We start from the raw sequence: 16499 nt of genomic DNA, 5'->3' as shown, positions 1-16499 counted from the left end.
GTCCCCCGTCCCGCGGCCACCCGTCAGCCGATGTTCTGCACGGCCCCCTTGGCCCGGGCACCCGCGCTGGACGCTGTCTGATCATTCAGGTTCAGGGTCTGCTTCACCAGCCCGATAATGGTGCGGGTTTCATTGGCGGCATTGCGGAACCGGTTCTCCACGGCCTGGTACTCCTCCGAAACACCGTCGGCGGAGAAGTCGGACATGGCCGAGTTGACCGCTTTTTCCCGCTCGCCGATCAGCGATTCGAGCCGGGCAACAATGGACTGGATATCCCCCTGCACGGCGGCGGAGGTATCGGTGTCATAACTCAAACGATCCTGGGACATGGCAAATCCTTTCGAAAACTATCAGTTACCTGCTGGGAATTAGGGTGACGTCAGCGGGAGGAACCGAAGCGGGCAGCATCAAAGCTTGCCGCTCCCTGCTGCTGCTGGGCATTATCCGCAGATTCCTGGTCTCCCATCTGGAAGGACCGGTCCATTTCCGACTGTCCCAGCAGGATGGCGGCGAGGGACCCGTTCAATTCATTGGCCACTTCATCCGTGCGTGCCTTGAATTCGTCGAACTTCACCCGGCCCGAACCGTTGAATTTGCCCTCCAGCGGAGCCACTGCCTGCACCAGTGAGCGCACCAGCTGTCCCAGATCCTCGTGTGAAGACCCCGTTTGCTGTGTCAGCGTTCCCAGCGTTTGTGAACCCATATCGAATTTCATCACTGCCTGCTTTCGGCGCGTACCGCGCCCTCGTCCGTTCCGGTTTCCTCCGGCACCGGATCCGCCGCACCCTTTTCGGGGCTGCCCGTCCGCCTGCCTGTGGCACCATCCAACGTTGAGGCATCCCAAAAAGCCATGCACTGATCCGCACCTGTGGATAACCGCGCAGTGTCGGCAGGAGCCCGGGATGTCCGCCTTTTGGAGCCGGTCCGGAAAAGAAGATCTCGGCGGCGCGTCGGCGGAAACCTTGCTATGCGATACCGCACCTGCTAGGCCTATTTGTACGGATGAGGCGTTTCGGCCGGGAAGGACCGGGTTCGAAACTGCATAGGGCAGGACGGCGAAGGGATGTACGGAATGGCCCGGAAGGAACCCCGCGTTGAAAACGTGGATGAGAAGGACATACAAGTTACGTCTCCGAAAGAATGGGCAGCAGGAATTCCTGCCGTCTATCACTCGCTGAAACCTGCCGTGCAGCACATGGGTGCCAAGCGGGCGCTGGAAGCCACGTTCAAGATGAACCAGAAGGACGGCTTCGACTGCCCCAGCTGCGCCTGGCCGGACCCGTCGCACCGCAGCAAATTCGAATACTGCGAAGAGGGCGTCAAGGCCGTCACCTGGGAGGCCTCCCCCGTCATCATTCCCTCCGAATTCTGGGCTGAGCACAGCATTACCGAGCTTCGCGGCCGTACTGAATACTGGCTGGGCATGCAGGGCCGGCTGACGGAGCCGGTCTACAAACCGGCCGGCGAAGACCACTACCGCGTGATCAGCTGGGATGAGGCCTTCCGCATCGTGGCAGACAAGCTCAACGGGCTGGATTCACCGCATGAGGCCGCCTTCTACACCAGCGGCCGCACCTCCAACGAGGCAGCCTTCCTGTATCAGCTGCTGGTGCGCGGCTTTGGCACCAACAACCTGCCCGACTGCTCCAACATGTGCCACGAGTCCTCCGGCTGGGCCATGGGTCAGACCATCGGCATCGGCAAGGCCACGGTCACCTACGATGATTTCGGCAAGGCGGACCTGATCATCCTGATGGGCCAGAACCCGGGAACCAACCATCCGCGCATGCTGACCGCTCTGGAGGAATGCAAGCGCAACGGCGGCAGCATCGTTGCCGTGAATCCCCTCCCCGAGGCCGGTATGCGCCGGTATAAGAACCCGCAGAAAGTCCGCGGCATTGCCGGCAAGGGAACGGAACTGGCCGATCAGTTCCTCCAGATCCGTCTGGGCGGGGACATGGCGCTGCTGCAGGCCATCTCCAAGCGGGTCCTCGAAGCCGAGGAGAAGAACCCGGGCACTGTACTGGACCATGACTTCCTGGAAAAGCACTGTGAAGGCCTGGCCGACCTGAAAGAGCACTTGGTGCACCTGGATGACCAGACCGTAGTAGAGGCAACCGGCCTGCCCATCGAAGAAATCAACGAACTCGCCGACCGGTATCTGCGGGCGGAGAAGGTCATCATCACCTGGGCCATGGGCATCACCCAGCAAAAGAAGGCCGTGCCCACGATCAAGGAAATCATCAACCTCCTGCTGCTGCGCGGAAATATCGGCAAGCCCGGAGCCGGAGCTGCACCCATCCGCGGGCACAGCAATGTCCAGGGCGACCGCACCATGGGCATCTGGGAGCAGATGCCGCCGGCCTTCCTGGATGCTCTGGGCAAGGAGTTCAACTTCGATCCCCCGCGCGACCACGGCGTCGACGCCGTGGAAACCTTCTACAAGATGCAGGAGGGACACATCAAGGTCTTCGTGGCCCTGGGCGGAAACCTCATCTCGGCAATCTCCGACACGCAGTTTGCCGAGGCTGCCATGCAGAAGACCGAGATGACGGTGCAGATTTCCATCAAGCTGAACCGCTCCCACCTGATCACCGGCGAGGAAGCGCTGATCCTGCCCACCAAGGGACGCACGGAACAGGACATCCAGGAAAGCGGTCCGCAGTTCGTATCCGTGGAGGACACCGTCTGTGTGGTGCACGCTTCGCGCGGAAACCTGACCCCGGTGTCGCAGAATCTATTGTCCGAACCCGCCATCGTTTCCCGCCTCGGAGCGCTGGTGGTCGGTGATCGGATCGACGCCGACTGGGAGGGCTACGAGAAGAACTATGACCTGATCCGCGACCACATCGGCCGCGTCGTCGACGGCTGCGACAACTACAACGAGAGGATCCGCCACGAGGGCGGCTTTGTCCTGCCCAACGGACCGCGTGATTCACGGACCTTCCCCACACCCACCGGCAAGGCGGTCCTTACGGTCAATGACCTGGAAGCCGTTGAACGCCCCGAGGGCACCCTGATCCTGCAGTCACTGCGCTCCCACGATCAGTGGAACACCACCATCTACGGGCACAATGACCGCTACCGGGGTATCCGCGGGGGCCGGCATGTGCTGTTCATGAACGCTCAGGACATCACGGAGCTGGGCCTGGCTGACGGGCAGTACGTCGATATCCACGGAATACACCACGACGGCGTGGAGCGGGTCCTGCGCAAGTTCCGCGTGGTCTCGTATCCCACACCGAAGGGCTGCGTTGCCGCCTACTACCCCGAGGCCAACGTCCTGGTCCCGATGGACCATGTGGCCGAAGGCAGCAACACGCCCGTGTCCAAGACTGTCCTCGTGCGCGTTGAGCCCAACCTCGACCCGGCACACGAACAGGCCGAAGACTTCAAGACCCGGGCTCCGGCCTAGGTCCCGGTCCCGGAGGCGCACAAGGGGCTAAGAACCTCCGCACTCCGCAAAAAGGCGGGAGCTTCTCCACCGGTGAAGCTCCCGCCTTTTTACCTGCCAGTCGGCCCGCCTGTTACTGGGCGGAGTCCTTCCACCCCTCGCCCTCCGGTCCTTCCAAACCTGTGGCCGCGAGCTGGAAGGCAGTATCGGCAGCTGTTTGGACTGCTTCCTCCGCTGCCTTTCGACCGCTGGTCTTGGACAGGCCGGCGGCGTACCCCACGAGGAATGTGCTGATGAGACCGGCGTGCGGGCCCACATTCTCGGATGATTCCTCGGCCAGGTCCACCAGCATTTTGTGATCCACTTCCAGGTCCAGGATTTGCAGCGCCTGCGTCAGGCGGCGGCTCCATTCGCTGAGGTTGCGCTCTTCAGGGCCGGGGTTGGTGCTCATGAGATCTCCTTCGGTGCGGGATGGTCCAACAAGACTTAGCACCGGGTACAGGATTGCACAACGTTAGTCTCCGGCAGCCGTTCACAGGGTTGTCCCCAGCTTGGCCCTGACCGCACCGAAATCATGTCCGCGGTGCAAGGATGTAGCCAACGTGTCCAAAGGGCGAGGGGACCTTCATGGCCAGCGACTACGACAATCAGCTCATCGAGTCCGTCACCGTGCGCCGGCAGCGGCTGCTGACGGCCCTGCTCTTTGGGGAGAACCCGAACGAGCGCCGCTGGATGGACAGCGTCCGGCTCTTCCTCCTTAGCGTCGCGGCGGCCGCAGTCATTGCCGCGGTTTGTGTGGGGTATTCCTTTGTCAGCAACCTGCTGGCCGAAAACCGTGCCAAGCAGGAGGATCAAACCCAGCGCCAGGGCAATGCCCTGTCCCAGCCGTTTACCGAGTACACCCGGTCCGGGGCCTGAACGCGATGGCCCATGCCTTTACCCGTGTCACCCTGATCGGCTCACGGAAACACGTTGACCTGCTCCTGCCCTCCGACGAGCCGGTGGGGCTTCTCCTCCCCCAGGTCCTGAACCTGCTGGAGGACGTGCCCGCCGCGCAGGTGGCGGCCAAGGTACTCGTCGCCGGTGACGGCACGGAACTCCGCGCCGGACAGTCCTTGAACCAGGCCCGGGTCCTGGACGGTTCATCGCTGTTGCTGTGCAACGCCGCGGAAGCTCCGCCGGCCGCCGTCGTCTATGACATCACCGATCTGGTGGTGGATGAAACCCGTGCTGTGGGCGGCCGGTGGAACAGCCGTTTCAGTGCTCTCACCGCCGGGACCTTCATGGCGGCAGGCATCTGGGCCGGCGCCGAAATCCTGCTGGCGGCACTGGCTCCGGAATCCGCCTGGTGGATGCTGCTGGCCCTGTCACTGCTCGGGCTGGCCGCCGGCACAAGCGCGGGGCAGCTGCAGCCGCGCAGCACCCTTGGCACCACCCTGCTCGGAGCGGGGTGGCTTGCCGGTCTGGGCGGCGCCCTCCATGTTTACGACGGCGATCCGGCGCGGCTTCCCGCCGCTGCCCTGATCGTGGCCGGGCTCTCGGTCCTGGGGCTGGCAGGTCTGGGAACCTTCTCAGCCCAGCCGCGCGCCTTTTTCAGCGCTGCCGCAACGCTGGTCCTGGCCGCAGGAGTGTGGTCCGCTGCCGGTGCGCTCACCGGGGACGCCGTCCGGGCCGCCGCCTTGGCTGCACTGGCCGGCACGGTCATCCTGGGGCTGCTGCCCAAGCTGGCACTCGAGTCGTCCGGTCTTGCCACGCTGGATGACCAGCGGGCGAAGGGCGGTTCCATCGCCCGCACCGATGCCCGGGACGCGGTGGCCGCCGCACACCGCGGGCTGACCCTGGGCACCGTCATCACAGCGCTGTGCCTGGCTCCCGGACTGTGGCTGCTGGGCACGGACACCCGGGATCAGAACTGGACGCTGCCGCTGCTGCTGGCCCTGACCCTGGCACTGTTCCTGCGCACCCGGTCCTTTCCCCTGGCTCCGCAGCGAGTTGCGCTCTACCTAGCCGTCGCCGTCGGACTCGGCGCCGCAGTACCGGCTGCACTGCGGATCTTGCCCGGCCAGCCCTGGGCTGTGGGGGTGGCCGTGCTGCTGATCGCGGCCACCGCGGCAGTCTCGCTAACGTCCACGCTCCCCGACCATACCCAGGCACGGTTCCGTCTGCTGGCCAAGCGGATGGAAACCTTTTCCATCCTGGCCTCCGTTCCCCTGATCGCCGGCATGTTTGGTCTGTTTAGCCAGCTGGCCGGGAGCTTCTCATGAACGTGCCCCGCCCTGCCGAATCCGCGCTGCGCCGCGTGCTCACCGGTTCGGCCGATCTTTTCCGCGGTGATGACTACCCGCGCCGGCTCGCAGAAGCAGCGGCCGGTTCCCAGCTGCCGGTCACCACGGGCCGCCGCATCGCCGTCGTAGGATCCCGCGGCGGGGCGGGAAGAACCACCGCGGCGGCACTGCTGGCCAGGATTTACGCGGCCATGCGGGCCGACGCCGTGGCCGCCGTCGACAATGCGCCGGAAAGCGGAACGCTGGGTTTTCGCCTCGGCGTGCCGGACGCTCCGTCGCTGGAAGCCGTTGCTGCCCGGCTGGACGCCGATCCCCCTGCCACACTGGCGCAGCTGGCGGGCCTGCTGGCGGTTGCGGGGCCGGCCAATCTGCTGGTCACCGGACGCCGGAGCCCCCATGCCCGGTCAGGTGCGAGCGTGGGGACTTCGGTTGCCGGCAACACCGCGGCCGGGGCGACGGCGCCGGCATGGACACCCGCCGGTCCCCTCGCCCGGAATCTCTCCGGCCGCCAGGATGACGGCGGGATGTTCGACGGCGTTTCCTCCGGTGCACCCGGCATTCCGTCCCGAGGCGTTTCCGAAGGAACCGGCCCGGTTCCTGCCGACGCCGCAGCCTCTTTACTGTCCCGGACGGTTTCCCGCTACTGCCCCATCACGGTTTTCGACTGCGGCGCAGGGCTCAGAGCTCCGGCGGCCCGCTGGGCCCTGGAAAGCTCCCATCTGGCTCTCTTTGTCACTCCGGCCAGCGCCGCGGGAGTGGCGGACGCCGTCGAATACTCCGCGGGTTGGCACCTCGATCCGCTCCTCGGCTCGGTCCCCCTCCTGGTGCTGGTGGTCCAGTGCACCAGGGACGGCGCCTTGTCCGCGTCCCGGCAGGCCGCCGCCCTCCGCCGTGCCGGCATCGACGCTGCCCATGTGAGCTATGACCGGCATCTGGCAGCGGGAACCGCCGTAAGTCCGGCCCTGCTGGCCCGCCGGACCCGCCTTGAAGCGGTGTCCCTGGCGTCGCGGGTCCTGTCCGTTGCCGTGGCCGGCCCGGGACCCGGGCCGCGACGGTCCGGACCTGCCGGAGCTGCCGGAGCTGCGCAGGCGAGGAGAACTCCGGCATGAGCACCAGAATCCTGCACCGGCCCGCACGGACCACCGCTCCGGCACGGACCATGGAGGCGTTCTCCCTGGATGCCCCGCCTCCCGTGGAAGGCGGCAAAACCGGCCTGAACATGATGTCCCTGGTTCCCCTGCTGGGTGCCGGCGTCTCGATGACCGTCATGATGCTCTTCCGCGGCTCGCCCCTGGCGGCCGTGGGAGCACTGATGATGATCGTTACGATCATTGCCTCTGTCCTGATGATGCTCAGCCAGCGCGGCAGGCAGGGAAAACAGCGCCGGGAGCAACGGGAGAACTATCTGGAATACCTGGAACGCTGCCGCACCGCGCTGCGCTCGGACGAGCAGGCCGCTCTTGCCGTGGCCCGGACCTCCAGCCCGCCGCCGGATGCACTGTTTGACATCATCAGGGATACCAAACGGCTCTGGGAACGCCGCCGGCACAACGAGGATTTCCTCCAGATCCGGATTGGCACCGGGTCCCGGCACAACCGGGACATCACCATTCAAAGCTCCGGCTCGGCCCTGGCCCAGGCAGACACCTTCATGACCACCGAAGTGGAGATCCTCAAACAGCGCTACGAATCCAGTCCCGAACTGCCGCTGACCGTTCCGCTGGACTGCGCCGGAAACGTCTCAGTGGTGGGGTCCCGCCGGTTTGTTGCCCGGGTAGCCAGGCTCCTGCTCACCGAAGGCGCGGCGTTCCATTCGCCCGAGGACCTGCACCTTGCCCTCATCGCACCGCCTGACCGGCGGGACGACTGGGAGTGGGCCACCTGGCTCCCCCATCTCGCGGACCAGAGTTCCAGCCATGCCACCGGACCCGTCCGCCGGCTGGCTCCCACTGCGGAAGACCTCAGCGACGTAATCAGCGAAGACCTGCACCGGCGCTCCACCCTGGCAGCCGAGTCCCGTAAGAACTTCCTGCGCGGCGGCGTGGGCACCGCGTTGCCACGGCTCCTGGTGCTCAGCGACTCCTACGGTCTGCTCCCGTCGGAACTGCAGGTGCCGGACCAGGAAGCCTCGGCCGGTTCCCTGGGCATCACCACGGTGTTCCTGGTCGCGGAGCGCAATCAGGAACCGGGAGAAGTCTCGGTGCGGATCAGCGAAGACCGCGACGGTCCGGACGGGGCGTTCATCGTGGAAAACTACCGGGGGGACGCGGTGCTTCCCGCCGTCGAACGCGGCCGCCTGGACGATCTTCCGCTGCCCCTGGCGGAGGCCCTGGCCCGTGAGCTCGCCCCGCTTCGGCTCTCGCCGGATTCCCTGGAGCATGACAGCAGTGAAACCGCCCAGGGGTTCCTGGAAATGCTGGGGCTTTCACCCCAGCTGGACGAAGCGGACATCCGGCGGCTGTGGAAGCCCCGCGGCGAGGTGGACTTCCTGCGGGTTCCGCTGGGACCCGATGACCGCGGGAGGCCGGCCCTGCTGGATTTGAAGGAGTCCGCGCAGTTTGGTCACGGGCCCCACGGCCTGTGTGTGGGTGCCACCGGTTCCGGCAAGTCCGAGATGCTGCGGAGCATGGTGGTGGGCCTGCTGGCGACGCACTCGCCCGAAGTCCTGGCCATGGTGCTCGTCGATTACAAGGGCGGTGCCACGTTTGCCCCGTTCGCCGGTGCCCCGCAGGTGGCTGGCGTCATCACCAACCTCTCCGATGACGTCAGCCTGATCGAGCGCGTGTATGCCAGCCTTGCGGGCGAAATCCAGCGCCGGCAGGAAGTCCTCAAAGCGGCCGGCAACCTTGCCAACATCACGGACTATCAGCTGTACCGGCAGGAATTGAAGTTACAGGGACGGGAGCCGGCCCCGCTGCCGCACCTGGTGGTGATCATTGACGAATTCGGCGAGCTGCTCACCGCCCGGCCGGACTTCATTGAGCTCTTCCTGTCCATTGGCCGCATCGGCCGCTCCATCGGCGTGCACCTGCTGCTCTCAAGCCAGCGGATCGAGGCCGGCAAACTCCGCGGCCTGGACACCTATCTGTCCTACCGGATTGGGCTGCGGACACTCTCCGAGGGCGAATCCCGCACGGTGCTGGACACCCCAGACGCCTTCCATCTGCCCCCGGTGCCAGGCTTCGGATACCTGAAGGTGGACACCACCACGTACACCCGTTTCAAGGCCGGTTATGTGTCCGGCCCCTTGGAAGCCGCGCAGGAAACCGCGCAGGACGACGCCGGCCAGCCGCCCCGGGTCCTGCCGGTCCCCCGTTATGCCGCGTCCCTCGAGGCGCAGCCCGCGGCCGACGACGCGCGCCCGGCATCGACGTCGGCCTCCAAACGCACCACCGGACCCACCGTCCTGTCCACGCTCATGGACACTCTTTCCATGTTCCCGCGGGCGGTGGACCCCATCTGGCTGCCGCCGTTGCCCCGCGGCATTGCGCTGGACCAGGCCGCCGGCGGACTGTCCGCCGAGAAGAGCCTGCGGCTTGCCTGCGGCGGGTCCCTGCGGATCCCCGTGGGACTGCTGGATGACCCGGCCAAGCAGTGGCAGGGCATGTGGGAGCTGAACCTGGCAGCCAACGGCGGCAATGCTGCCATTGTGGGCGGCCCCCAAACCGGGAAAAGCACGGCGCTGCGCACCATCGTTGCGGCGCTGTCGCTGACCCACAGTCCGGCGGAGGTGGGTATTTACGGCATCGACCTGCTCGGCAGCGCCCTGCTGCCGTTGGAAGGGCTCCCCCATGTGGGCGGGGTGGCCGTCCGCACCAACCGGGAAGTCATCCGCCGGACAGTGGATGAACTCCTGGCCATGCTTGCCCACCGCGAACACCTCTTTGAGAAATACCAGGTGGATTCGCTGCCCACCCTCCGCAGGCGGTGCGCCGACGGCGGGATCCCGGAACTTCCCAGCGCGGACATCGTCCTGGTTTTGGACGGCTACGGGCAGCTCAGCGACGAATTTGAAGACATCGAAAAGCCGGTCCACGCACTGATCAGCCGCGGTGCCGGCTACGGCATCCACGTCATCGCCACGTGCTCACGGATGAATGAGATCCGGATCTCGCAGCAGAGCTTCTTCGGCAACCGGATTGAACTGCGGCTGGCCGATCCCGGGGAGTCCGCCCACGGACGCAAGATGGCCGAAGCCGTCAGCCCCGGAAGCCCCGGGCGGTCACTGACGGACCGCAAGCTGCAGGGCCATTTCGCCCTGCCGCGCATCGATGCCGGGACAGATGACGGTTCCGCCGCGAGCAGCCTGCAGGATTTGGTGGCTGCCGTAGCGGCGGCCACCCGCGAGCGGGCCATGCAGGTCCGGATTCTGCCCGCCGCTGTTTCCGCCGAAACAGCCCCCACCCCCGAAGCAGCGGCCGCCGTACCGCTGGGTCTCCGCGAGGCCGACCTCGGCACCGAGATCCTCGACCTGCACGGCAGGGAACGGCATTTGCTCATCATGGGTGATGACGCTTCCGGCAAAACCAACGTCCTGCGGTCCGTCATCCGCCGTCTGACGTCCCAGCATCAACCCGAGGACATCGTCTTTGCGGTCTTCGATCCCCGCCGCAGCCTCACCGGGGAGGTCCCCGGTGAATCGCTGGGCGGTTATGCCACCAGCGCAGCCCTGGCGGAAAAGCTCGCAGCCGCCGTCGCCGGAGAGCTGGAGAAGCGGGCTTCGGCGGCCCCGGCGGAGCTGGCCGGCCTGCCGCGCATCGTGCTGGTCATTGATGACTACGATGTGCTGACCGCGGGCGGTTCCTCGCCGCTGAGCCGGTTGACCCCGTTCCTGCCGCTGGCCCCTGAAATCGGGCTGCATGCCGTCCTGTCGCGCCGGGTACGCGGGGCGAGCCGGGGAATGTATGAACCCTTCTTCACGTCCCTGCGCGATTCCGGCAGTGCCGCGCTGATCCTCTCTGGCGACCGGGCGGAAGGAACCCTGATTAACGGGGTTCGGGCCCGGACCCTGCCGCCGGGCCGGGCGCAGCTGATCCAGCCGGGCAAACCTGTTCAGGTGCTTCAGCTGTTCCTCAACGAGGAGTCCGCCCGGGTCCCCGGGTAAGGACGGCCGGGTTTACGATTCCGTCGCTACAGCGGCCGGCTGCGGTTCCGCTGCACTGGACACGCCTGCGGCGGCTTGCCCGGTGCGTTCGTTGGCCGTCTCGACATCCACCACCAGCACCGTAATGTTGTCCCGCCCGCCGGAGCGCAGCGCCGCCTGAACCATGGCGGCGCAGGCATCCTGCGGGTTGGCCACGGAGGACAGAATCTGCTGCAGCTGCCCGTCGCTGACTTCCCCGGTCAATCCGTCGGAGCAGACCAGCAGGCGGTCGCCCGGTTCCACCGGGATCAGCCAGTAGTCTGCCTGTGTGTCGCTGCCTGTTCCCAGTGCGCGTGTCACGACATGGCGGCGCGGATGGATGAGCGCTTCATCGGGCGTAATCTGGCCCATGTCCACCAGTTCCTGGACCTCACTGTGATCCACGGTGATCTGTTCCAGCGCTCCCCCGGTCAGCCGATAGGTGCGGGAGTCGCCCACGTTGAAGACCAGCCAGCACGGAACGCCGTCCCCGGAGACCAGGACCGCTCCGGTCACCGTGGTGCCGGCACGGCCCCCGGTGGCCTCGCGGATTCGAGTATCGGCTTCGCGCAGCAGTGCCCGCAGCTCGTCGGCTCCCACCTTCGGAAGGTGTTCACCCACAAACGCCGCTTCGCCCAGGGTGCGGACGCAGATGCTGCTCGCCACTTCCCCGGCTTCGTGTCCGCCCATGCCGTCGGCAACAGCGAACACGGGATCCGCGGCGATCAGCGAATCCTCGTTCTGTTCCCGGCGTAAACCGCGGTCTGAGGCGTAGCCAAAGACTGCACGGAGTTCCAAACCCGGGGATGTCGTTTCGTCGGAGTTCATTCACGCCCTATCCGGAAGCTGCCCGCTGTGTGGACCACAGCAGTGACACATATTACGCCTTGTCACATCACCCTAGCGGAATCTGCTGGGTGGCGGCCCGATGCCGGCTGCCAACATTCCGTGCCGTCCCTGCAAGGGCCGCACTTTTCCGGTGCAGCCCCGTTCAGGCCAGTCCAGGTTCAGGCTAGTCCAGGTTCAGGCTAGTCCAGGATCAGGCCCGGTCCGGTCCCGCGGGCCAGGGTCACCGGATGGATTTCCCCGAATCCGCGCACGTTGCGGGGCTGGTGCGGAATGAGGATAAACCGGTCATTGTTCCGCAGAGCAGCTGCAGTGGAGGCATCCGTCAGCACCGTTCCGGGCTCGGCCAGGGACGTCAAACGCGATGCCAGGTTCACGGTGGGACCGTAAATGTCGCCCAGCCGGGACAGCACCCTCCCCCATACCAGCGAGACGCGCGCGGCGGGCAGCAGTTCATCCTCGGTGAAGGCCTTGGCCAGCGCCAGCGAAATCTCGGCTCCGGCTTCAGGGGTTTCGGCGTTGAAGAGCACTTCGTCACCGATGGTTTTCACCAGTCGGCCGCCGCCCACCGAAATGATCTCAGCGCATTTGTGCTCAAAGCGCTGGACCATCTGGGCAAGGGTCTTTTCATTCATCTGCCGTGACAGGGAGGTGTAGGACACCAGATCCGCGAAGCCCACGGCGCGGGCCAGCGGCAGCGGGTTATCGTCCGAAGCGGAGCCGTCATGGCTGGCCAGACCGGCCTCGGCGCGCAGTGCCAGCCGTTGGACGGCGGAGTTCATCTGCCGTTTCCAGGCGTACACCAGGGTCTTTTCCAGCGGTTCGATCAGGGCCGGCAGAGCGGCCACGAGTGCCTTGCGGGCCTCGGCGTCGGGAATTCCGCGCTGGACCACCATTTCCTCAACGAGCGCCTCGATCTGCCACACCACCATGCGGTCCGTCATCTGGCCGATGGAGCGCATGATCGAAATAGCTGCCTCTTCGGTCAGCTGCTCGTCACGGACGAGTTCAATGACCGTGGTCAAGGCCTCGCGGTCCTGCTCAGTGAAGAACACGGCATCGTCGTCGAGGTTGGGAAAGCCCATCGCGCGCCACAGCTTGCGGGCGGACAGGAGAGAGACACCGGCTTCAGCGGCAGCCTCACGCCGTTTGAGGGTTCGCGGCCCGCCGATCAGCTGGGCTTCGAGCTTCCGCACGTCCTCGCGGTCAATGACAGCAGAGTTGGTTGTGCCTGCCGCCTCGCCGGAGCCGCGCTCCGCGTCCGGCTTTGCCGCATCTTCGGGCTGGACTCGGGGGCGGACAGCGGGCATGGACAGGGTCATGGGTTCGGGATCCGCACCGACGTCGCGGCCTTCCTCACTCATCGCCCCTCCCTTCGTAGTCGTATTCCCCATCTCCATCAATATCTACACCATCAAACATGGCGGTCATGGGCAGCTGACCTATGGCAGCAAGCACGATGGCCTTGAACTTGTGCACTTCCGGGACATGTTCGTAATGCACCGTCTGGCCGTAGCCCACATCCACCACCAGCGTTCCGGAGCGCTGCATGCGGTCCGGAACGGTCTGCCAGGCCTCCAGCTGAAAGACCGAGGCGAACGACAGTTCGCGCTCCCGCCGCCGCAGCACGCCCTGCCGGTGAATCAGGCGCTGGTTGGTCACGATGTACCGCGAAAACGCCCAGCGCAGCACGGGAGGCACACAAAACCGGGCCAGCAGGACCGCCGCAATGACGACGACGGCGGGCTGCAGGTAGCCGCGCCAGTCGGCAACCTGTCCGGGTAGGGCGTCCCGGTCAAGGTAGCCGTAGCCGAAACCGGCCGCCGCGCACACCACCACGGCCAGGACCACGGGCCAGGCCAGCTGGCGGGCGTGCGGCCTGCTGGCCACGATGATCCGCTCCCCCGGCGCCAGATTCAGCCGGATGCTCACGCCTGAACGGCGCGCAGGTGCACCACGTCGCCGGCAACGACTGAATGCCGCTCACCGGCTTCGTCCACCAGGACCAGTGATCCGTACGCGTCCAGGGACACGGCCCGGCCCGTCAGGGACTTGCCGCCGGGAAGTTCGGCACGGACCTCCTGGCCCAGGGTTGCCATGCGGGCACTGATCTTTTCCAGCAGCGAGGTGCCGTCCGCCCACGGGCGGGAGGCATCGCCGTCGACCGCCCGGAACTGGGCATATTTGTCCGCCAGCTCCCGGATGTAGTCCTCCAGCAGGATGTTGCGGTCCGTGGTGGAGGCGTACTCCATGAGCAGCGACGTTGCGCTGGGCACCGGCAGGTCCTCGTCGGTGAGGGAGACGTTCATGCCGGCCCCCACCACGACGGCGGGAGCGGCACCGGAGGAATCCATCACCAGCTGCGCCAGGACGCCGGCAAGCTTCCGCCCGTCCACCATGACATCGTTGGGCCATTTCAGCCGGGCCTCAACGCCGGTGCGCCGGGCCACTGACTCGGCCAGGGCCAGGGCGGCCAGCAGCGAAAGCCACCCGTAGGACTGGGTGGGCAGCGGACGGCCGTCGGCGTTGACCGGGCGGAGCAGGACGCTGACAAACAGCGACGAGCGCGGCGGAGCCTCCCACGTGCGACCCAGCCTGCCTCTGCCGGCCGTCTGCATCTCCGCCGTCAGGACGGAAAGATCGGGGACGTCGGAGGGGCGAAGGCGCGCCCGCTCTGCCAAATCAGTGTTCGTGGAACCGGTTTCCGGCACCACATCCAGCTGCGCCAGGGGTCCCTGCGGCGCCACGAGTGCAGCCCGGAGGCGCTCCTGGTCGAGCCCGGGTCTTTCCATGCTGGAGTAACGCAGTTGCATGCCTTCGATCTTACGCGGGCCTGCCGACATTGCCCTGCGGCCGGATCCGGCCGCAGGGTTCGGTGTCCTTCGTTGACCTAGAGGAAGAAGTCCTGCATGAGCTTGTCCTCGGGCGCGCCGAGTGAATACGGACGGAAATCAGTGATGCCCTCTTCGCGCAGCACCTGCTCATCCGTGTAGAAGTTGCCGGTGGCTTCGCGGCTGGGCCGGGTCAGTACGGCGTGGGCTGCGTCGGCCATGATGTCGGAGCTGCGCGAGGCCGCTGCCATGGTCTCGCCGCCGAGGTTGCGGATGGCGGCGGTGTCAATGGCGGTGACAGGCCAGAGCGAGTTCACTGCGACGCCGTCGTCCTTGAGTTCCTCCGCGAGTCCGAGCGTGGTCAGCGACATGCCGTACTTGGCCATCGTGTAGGCCAGATAGGATCCGGCCCACTTGGGATCCAGGTTCAGCGGGGGCGAAAGCGTGAGGATGTGGGGGTTCTCCGAGCGGCGCAGGGCATCCAGGGAGAACTTGGAGAGCATGAACGTGCCGCGGGTGTTGATGTCGGCCATGAGGTCGTAGCTCTTCATGGTCATGTCATCGGTGCCGCGCAGGTCGATTGCGGAGGCATTGTTGACGACGATGTCGATGCCCCCGAAGGCCTCCACCGTTTCGGCCACGGCACGGGCGACGTCGTCGTCGTTCCGCACGTCGCCAATGATCGGCAGGGCCTTGCCGCCGGCCGCGTTCAGCTGCTCGGCCGCAGTGTAGACAGTGCCCTGCAGCTTCGGGTGCGGCTCGGCGGTTTTGGCCATGATGGCGATGTTGGCGCCGTCGGCCGCTGCGCGCAGGGCGATGGCCAGACCGATGCCGCGGCTGCCGCCGGACATCAGGATGGTGCGCCCGGCGAGGGAACGGGTCGTGGATTCAGGTGTGAGAGAAGTCATGGCAACAGGCTAATGCACGCGGGCCCATTATGTTACTCACCAGTAACATCCAATTTCGGTCGGTTCGCCGTACTCCCGGCACGGGAGTTCCGCGGTCGCGTTTCGCCAGGCGGTGTTCAGCGGGCCTGCCTGCATCCATCTGACGCCGCTTCACCAGGATCCTTCGTGCAGCTCCCGGGGAATGCCCGAATCCTTCGTGCAGATCCGGGGCTTATATCGGCCCAAAAGCGGGTTTTGGGCCCGTTATCTGCACGAAGGATCCCGCCCGGAGCGTTTTGGGCCCGTTATCTGCACGAAGGATCCCAACCTCCCCTGGTCCGGCGATATATCCCGACCGACTGGGAATCACCCCTGCACGAGGTACAGCACAAACAGCACCACCGCGGTTGCCAGTACCAGCCTCAGCAGAAAATAAGCCTGCGGATACCTGCGGGCCAGGCGCAGCCACACGCCGGATTCTCCCGCGGGCCAGGAACGGGACTCGCAGCGGATGACCGTCAATGTGAAGAAGATTGCTCCGGCCACGCCGCACACGGCGGTCAATGCGCCAACCAGGTCCGCGTTGCCGGTCAAGCCACCACCCAGGAGGACACCCAAAGCCAGTCCTAGCGAGCTTCCCCGACCCACGAAATCCAGATACCGGGCCATCCCCGGGAGGAAGACAGCACGGAAGCGGCGGGGTGCCTCCCAGCGGAGCAGCCGTCGGAAGGCTGCCCCCTGCAACCGTTCGGTGCGGACCAAGTCCTGGAGCGTGGTGGCGGCTGCCACCTCTTCGGCCACCTCCGGCAGCAGGTCGGCCGCCGGTATCCGCTGCATCGGCGAAAGAGCCGGCCGGCTGACCAGCTGCAGCAGAGCCTTCTGCGACGCCGCGCGTTCGGATTCAAGCGGCCGCGAAAGGAGACCGCGCCGGGTTCGCCGGAGGAATTCGGCATCCCGGCGGCGAACGGGGGGCGCAGAACGATCGGGCAGCACCGAACGGGCAGACTGCCCAGAACGAATAGAGCGCACAGATTTCACCGACCGGACAGAACGGACAGTCCGGGCAGCCCCTCCGCCACCCGGCGCTGACGCCCACCCGAGCTCCTGCATCCGGGCATAGACCAGCTCCAGATA

The 16499-nt window shown here is 66.1% G+C and carries 15 protein-coding genes; 5 read left to right on the top strand and 10 right to left on the bottom strand.

Annotated features, from left to right (window positions below; all coding sequences use genetic code 11):
• Window positions 1–23: 23 nt before the first annotated feature.
• The 3 genes from CXR00_RS14790 to CXR00_RS18330 are packed head-to-tail and all read right to left on the bottom strand — an operon-like array spanning window position 24 to window position 852.
• Window positions 24–329: a pore-forming ESAT-6 family protein gene (locus CXR00_RS14790; RefSeq protein ID WP_104055288.1), complete on the bottom strand. Its 306-nt coding sequence runs from the start codon at window positions 327–329 to the stop codon at window positions 24–26.
• Between the two features lie 50 nt (window positions 330–379).
• Window positions 380–715 carry a hypothetical protein gene (locus CXR00_RS14785; RefSeq protein WP_104055287.1) on the bottom strand — a complete coding sequence of 112 codons (336 nt, stop codon included), beginning with the start codon at window positions 713–715 and terminating at the stop codon, window positions 380–382.
• The gene (locus CXR00_RS18330; protein WP_181032377.1) at window positions 715–852 is read right to left on the bottom strand and encodes a hypothetical protein; all 138 of its coding nucleotides are present in this window, start codon (window positions 850–852) and stop codon (window positions 715–717) included. The genes CXR00_RS14785 and CXR00_RS18330 overlap by 1 nt, the downstream gene beginning before the upstream one ends.
• A gap of 220 nt (window positions 853–1072) precedes the next feature.
• Here CXR00_RS18330 and CXR00_RS14780 point away from each other — a divergent pair, with 220 nt between their 5' ends.
• On the top strand, window positions 1073–3415 hold the full coding sequence (locus CXR00_RS14780; RefSeq protein WP_104055558.1) for an FdhF/YdeP family oxidoreductase: 2343 nt from the start codon (window positions 1073–1075) through the stop codon (window positions 3413–3415).
• A gap of 112 nt (window positions 3416–3527) precedes the next feature.
• Here CXR00_RS14780 and CXR00_RS14775 read toward each other — a convergent pair whose 3' ends face one another.
• On the bottom strand, window positions 3528–3845 hold the full coding sequence (locus tag CXR00_RS14775; protein WP_104055286.1) for a DUF6457 domain-containing protein: 318 nt from the start codon (window positions 3843–3845) through the stop codon (window positions 3528–3530).
• A gap of 176 nt (window positions 3846–4021) precedes the next feature.
• Between CXR00_RS14775 and CXR00_RS14770 the strand changes: the two genes are divergently transcribed.
• Genes CXR00_RS14770 through eccCa form a run of 4 tightly spaced genes read left to right on the top strand, consistent with a single transcriptional unit; the run spans window position 4022 to window position 10783 of the window.
• Window positions 4022–4312 (top strand): hypothetical protein, encoded by a 291-nt coding sequence (locus tag CXR00_RS14770; RefSeq protein WP_104055285.1) that lies wholly within the window; start codon window positions 4022–4024, stop codon window positions 4310–4312.
• Window positions 4313–4317: 5 nt separating this feature from the next.
• Window positions 4318–5658 (top strand): EsaB/YukD family protein, encoded by a 1341-nt coding sequence (locus CXR00_RS14765; protein ID WP_104055284.1) that lies wholly within the window; start codon window positions 4318–4320, stop codon window positions 5656–5658.
• Window positions 5655–6788, top strand: coding sequence for a hypothetical protein (locus CXR00_RS18420; protein WP_219816027.1), 1134 nt, complete (start codon window positions 5655–5657; stop codon window positions 6786–6788). The genes CXR00_RS14765 and CXR00_RS18420 overlap by 4 nt, the downstream gene beginning before the upstream one ends.
• Window positions 6785–10783, top strand: coding sequence for a type VII secretion protein EccCa (gene eccCa, locus CXR00_RS14755; protein ID WP_104055283.1), 3999 nt, complete (start codon window positions 6785–6787; stop codon window positions 10781–10783). The genes CXR00_RS18420 and eccCa overlap by 4 nt, the downstream gene beginning before the upstream one ends.
• Window positions 10784–10795: 12 nt before the next feature.
• Here the strand turns inward: eccCa and CXR00_RS14750 are convergent, their stop codons facing one another.
• The 6 genes from CXR00_RS14750 to CXR00_RS18120 all read right to left on the bottom strand — a co-directional run bounded on the left by CXR00_RS14750 (window position 10796) and on the right by CXR00_RS18120 (window position 16202).
• A complete protein-coding gene (locus CXR00_RS14750; RefSeq protein WP_104055282.1) occupies window positions 10796–11629 on the bottom strand; it encodes a PP2C family serine/threonine-protein phosphatase in 834 nt (277 codons plus the stop codon).
• Window positions 11630–11829: 200 nt separating this feature from the next.
• Complete coding sequence (locus CXR00_RS14745; RefSeq protein ID WP_237686995.1) at window positions 11830–13011, bottom strand: adenylate/guanylate cyclase domain-containing protein; 1182 nt, start codon at window positions 13009–13011, stop codon at window positions 11830–11832.
• Entirely contained in the window at window positions 13004–13579 is a 576-nt protein-coding gene (locus CXR00_RS14740; RefSeq protein ID WP_104055281.1) for a PH domain-containing protein, read from the bottom strand. The genes CXR00_RS14745 and CXR00_RS14740 overlap by 8 nt, the downstream gene beginning before the upstream one ends.
• Window positions 13576–14460, bottom strand: a complete 885-nt coding sequence (locus tag CXR00_RS14735; protein ID WP_104055554.1) for a biotin--[acetyl-CoA-carboxylase] ligase — start codon at window positions 14458–14460, stop codon at window positions 13576–13578. Before CXR00_RS14735 ends, CXR00_RS14740 begins: the two co-directional genes overlap by 4 nt.
• A 77-nt stretch (window positions 14461–14537) precedes the next feature.
• Window positions 14538–15386 carry an NAD(P)-dependent oxidoreductase gene (locus CXR00_RS14730; RefSeq protein WP_104055280.1) on the bottom strand — a complete coding sequence of 283 codons (849 nt, stop codon included), beginning with the start codon at window positions 15384–15386 and terminating at the stop codon, window positions 14538–14540.
• Window positions 15387–15731: 345 nt separating this feature from the next.
• A complete protein-coding gene (locus CXR00_RS18120) occupies window positions 15732–16202 on the bottom strand; it encodes a hypothetical protein (RefSeq protein ID WP_146068525.1) in 471 nt (156 codons plus the stop codon).
• Window positions 16203–16499: the final 297 nt, after the last annotated feature.

The sequence above is a fragment of the Arthrobacter sp. 9E16 genome (assembly GCF_002929435.1).
GTDB classification, from domain to species: Bacteria; Actinomycetota; Actinomycetes; order Actinomycetales; family Micrococcaceae; genus Arthrobacter_B; species Arthrobacter_B sunyaminii.
This window is presented reverse-complemented; position numbering and strand designations above follow the sequence as displayed.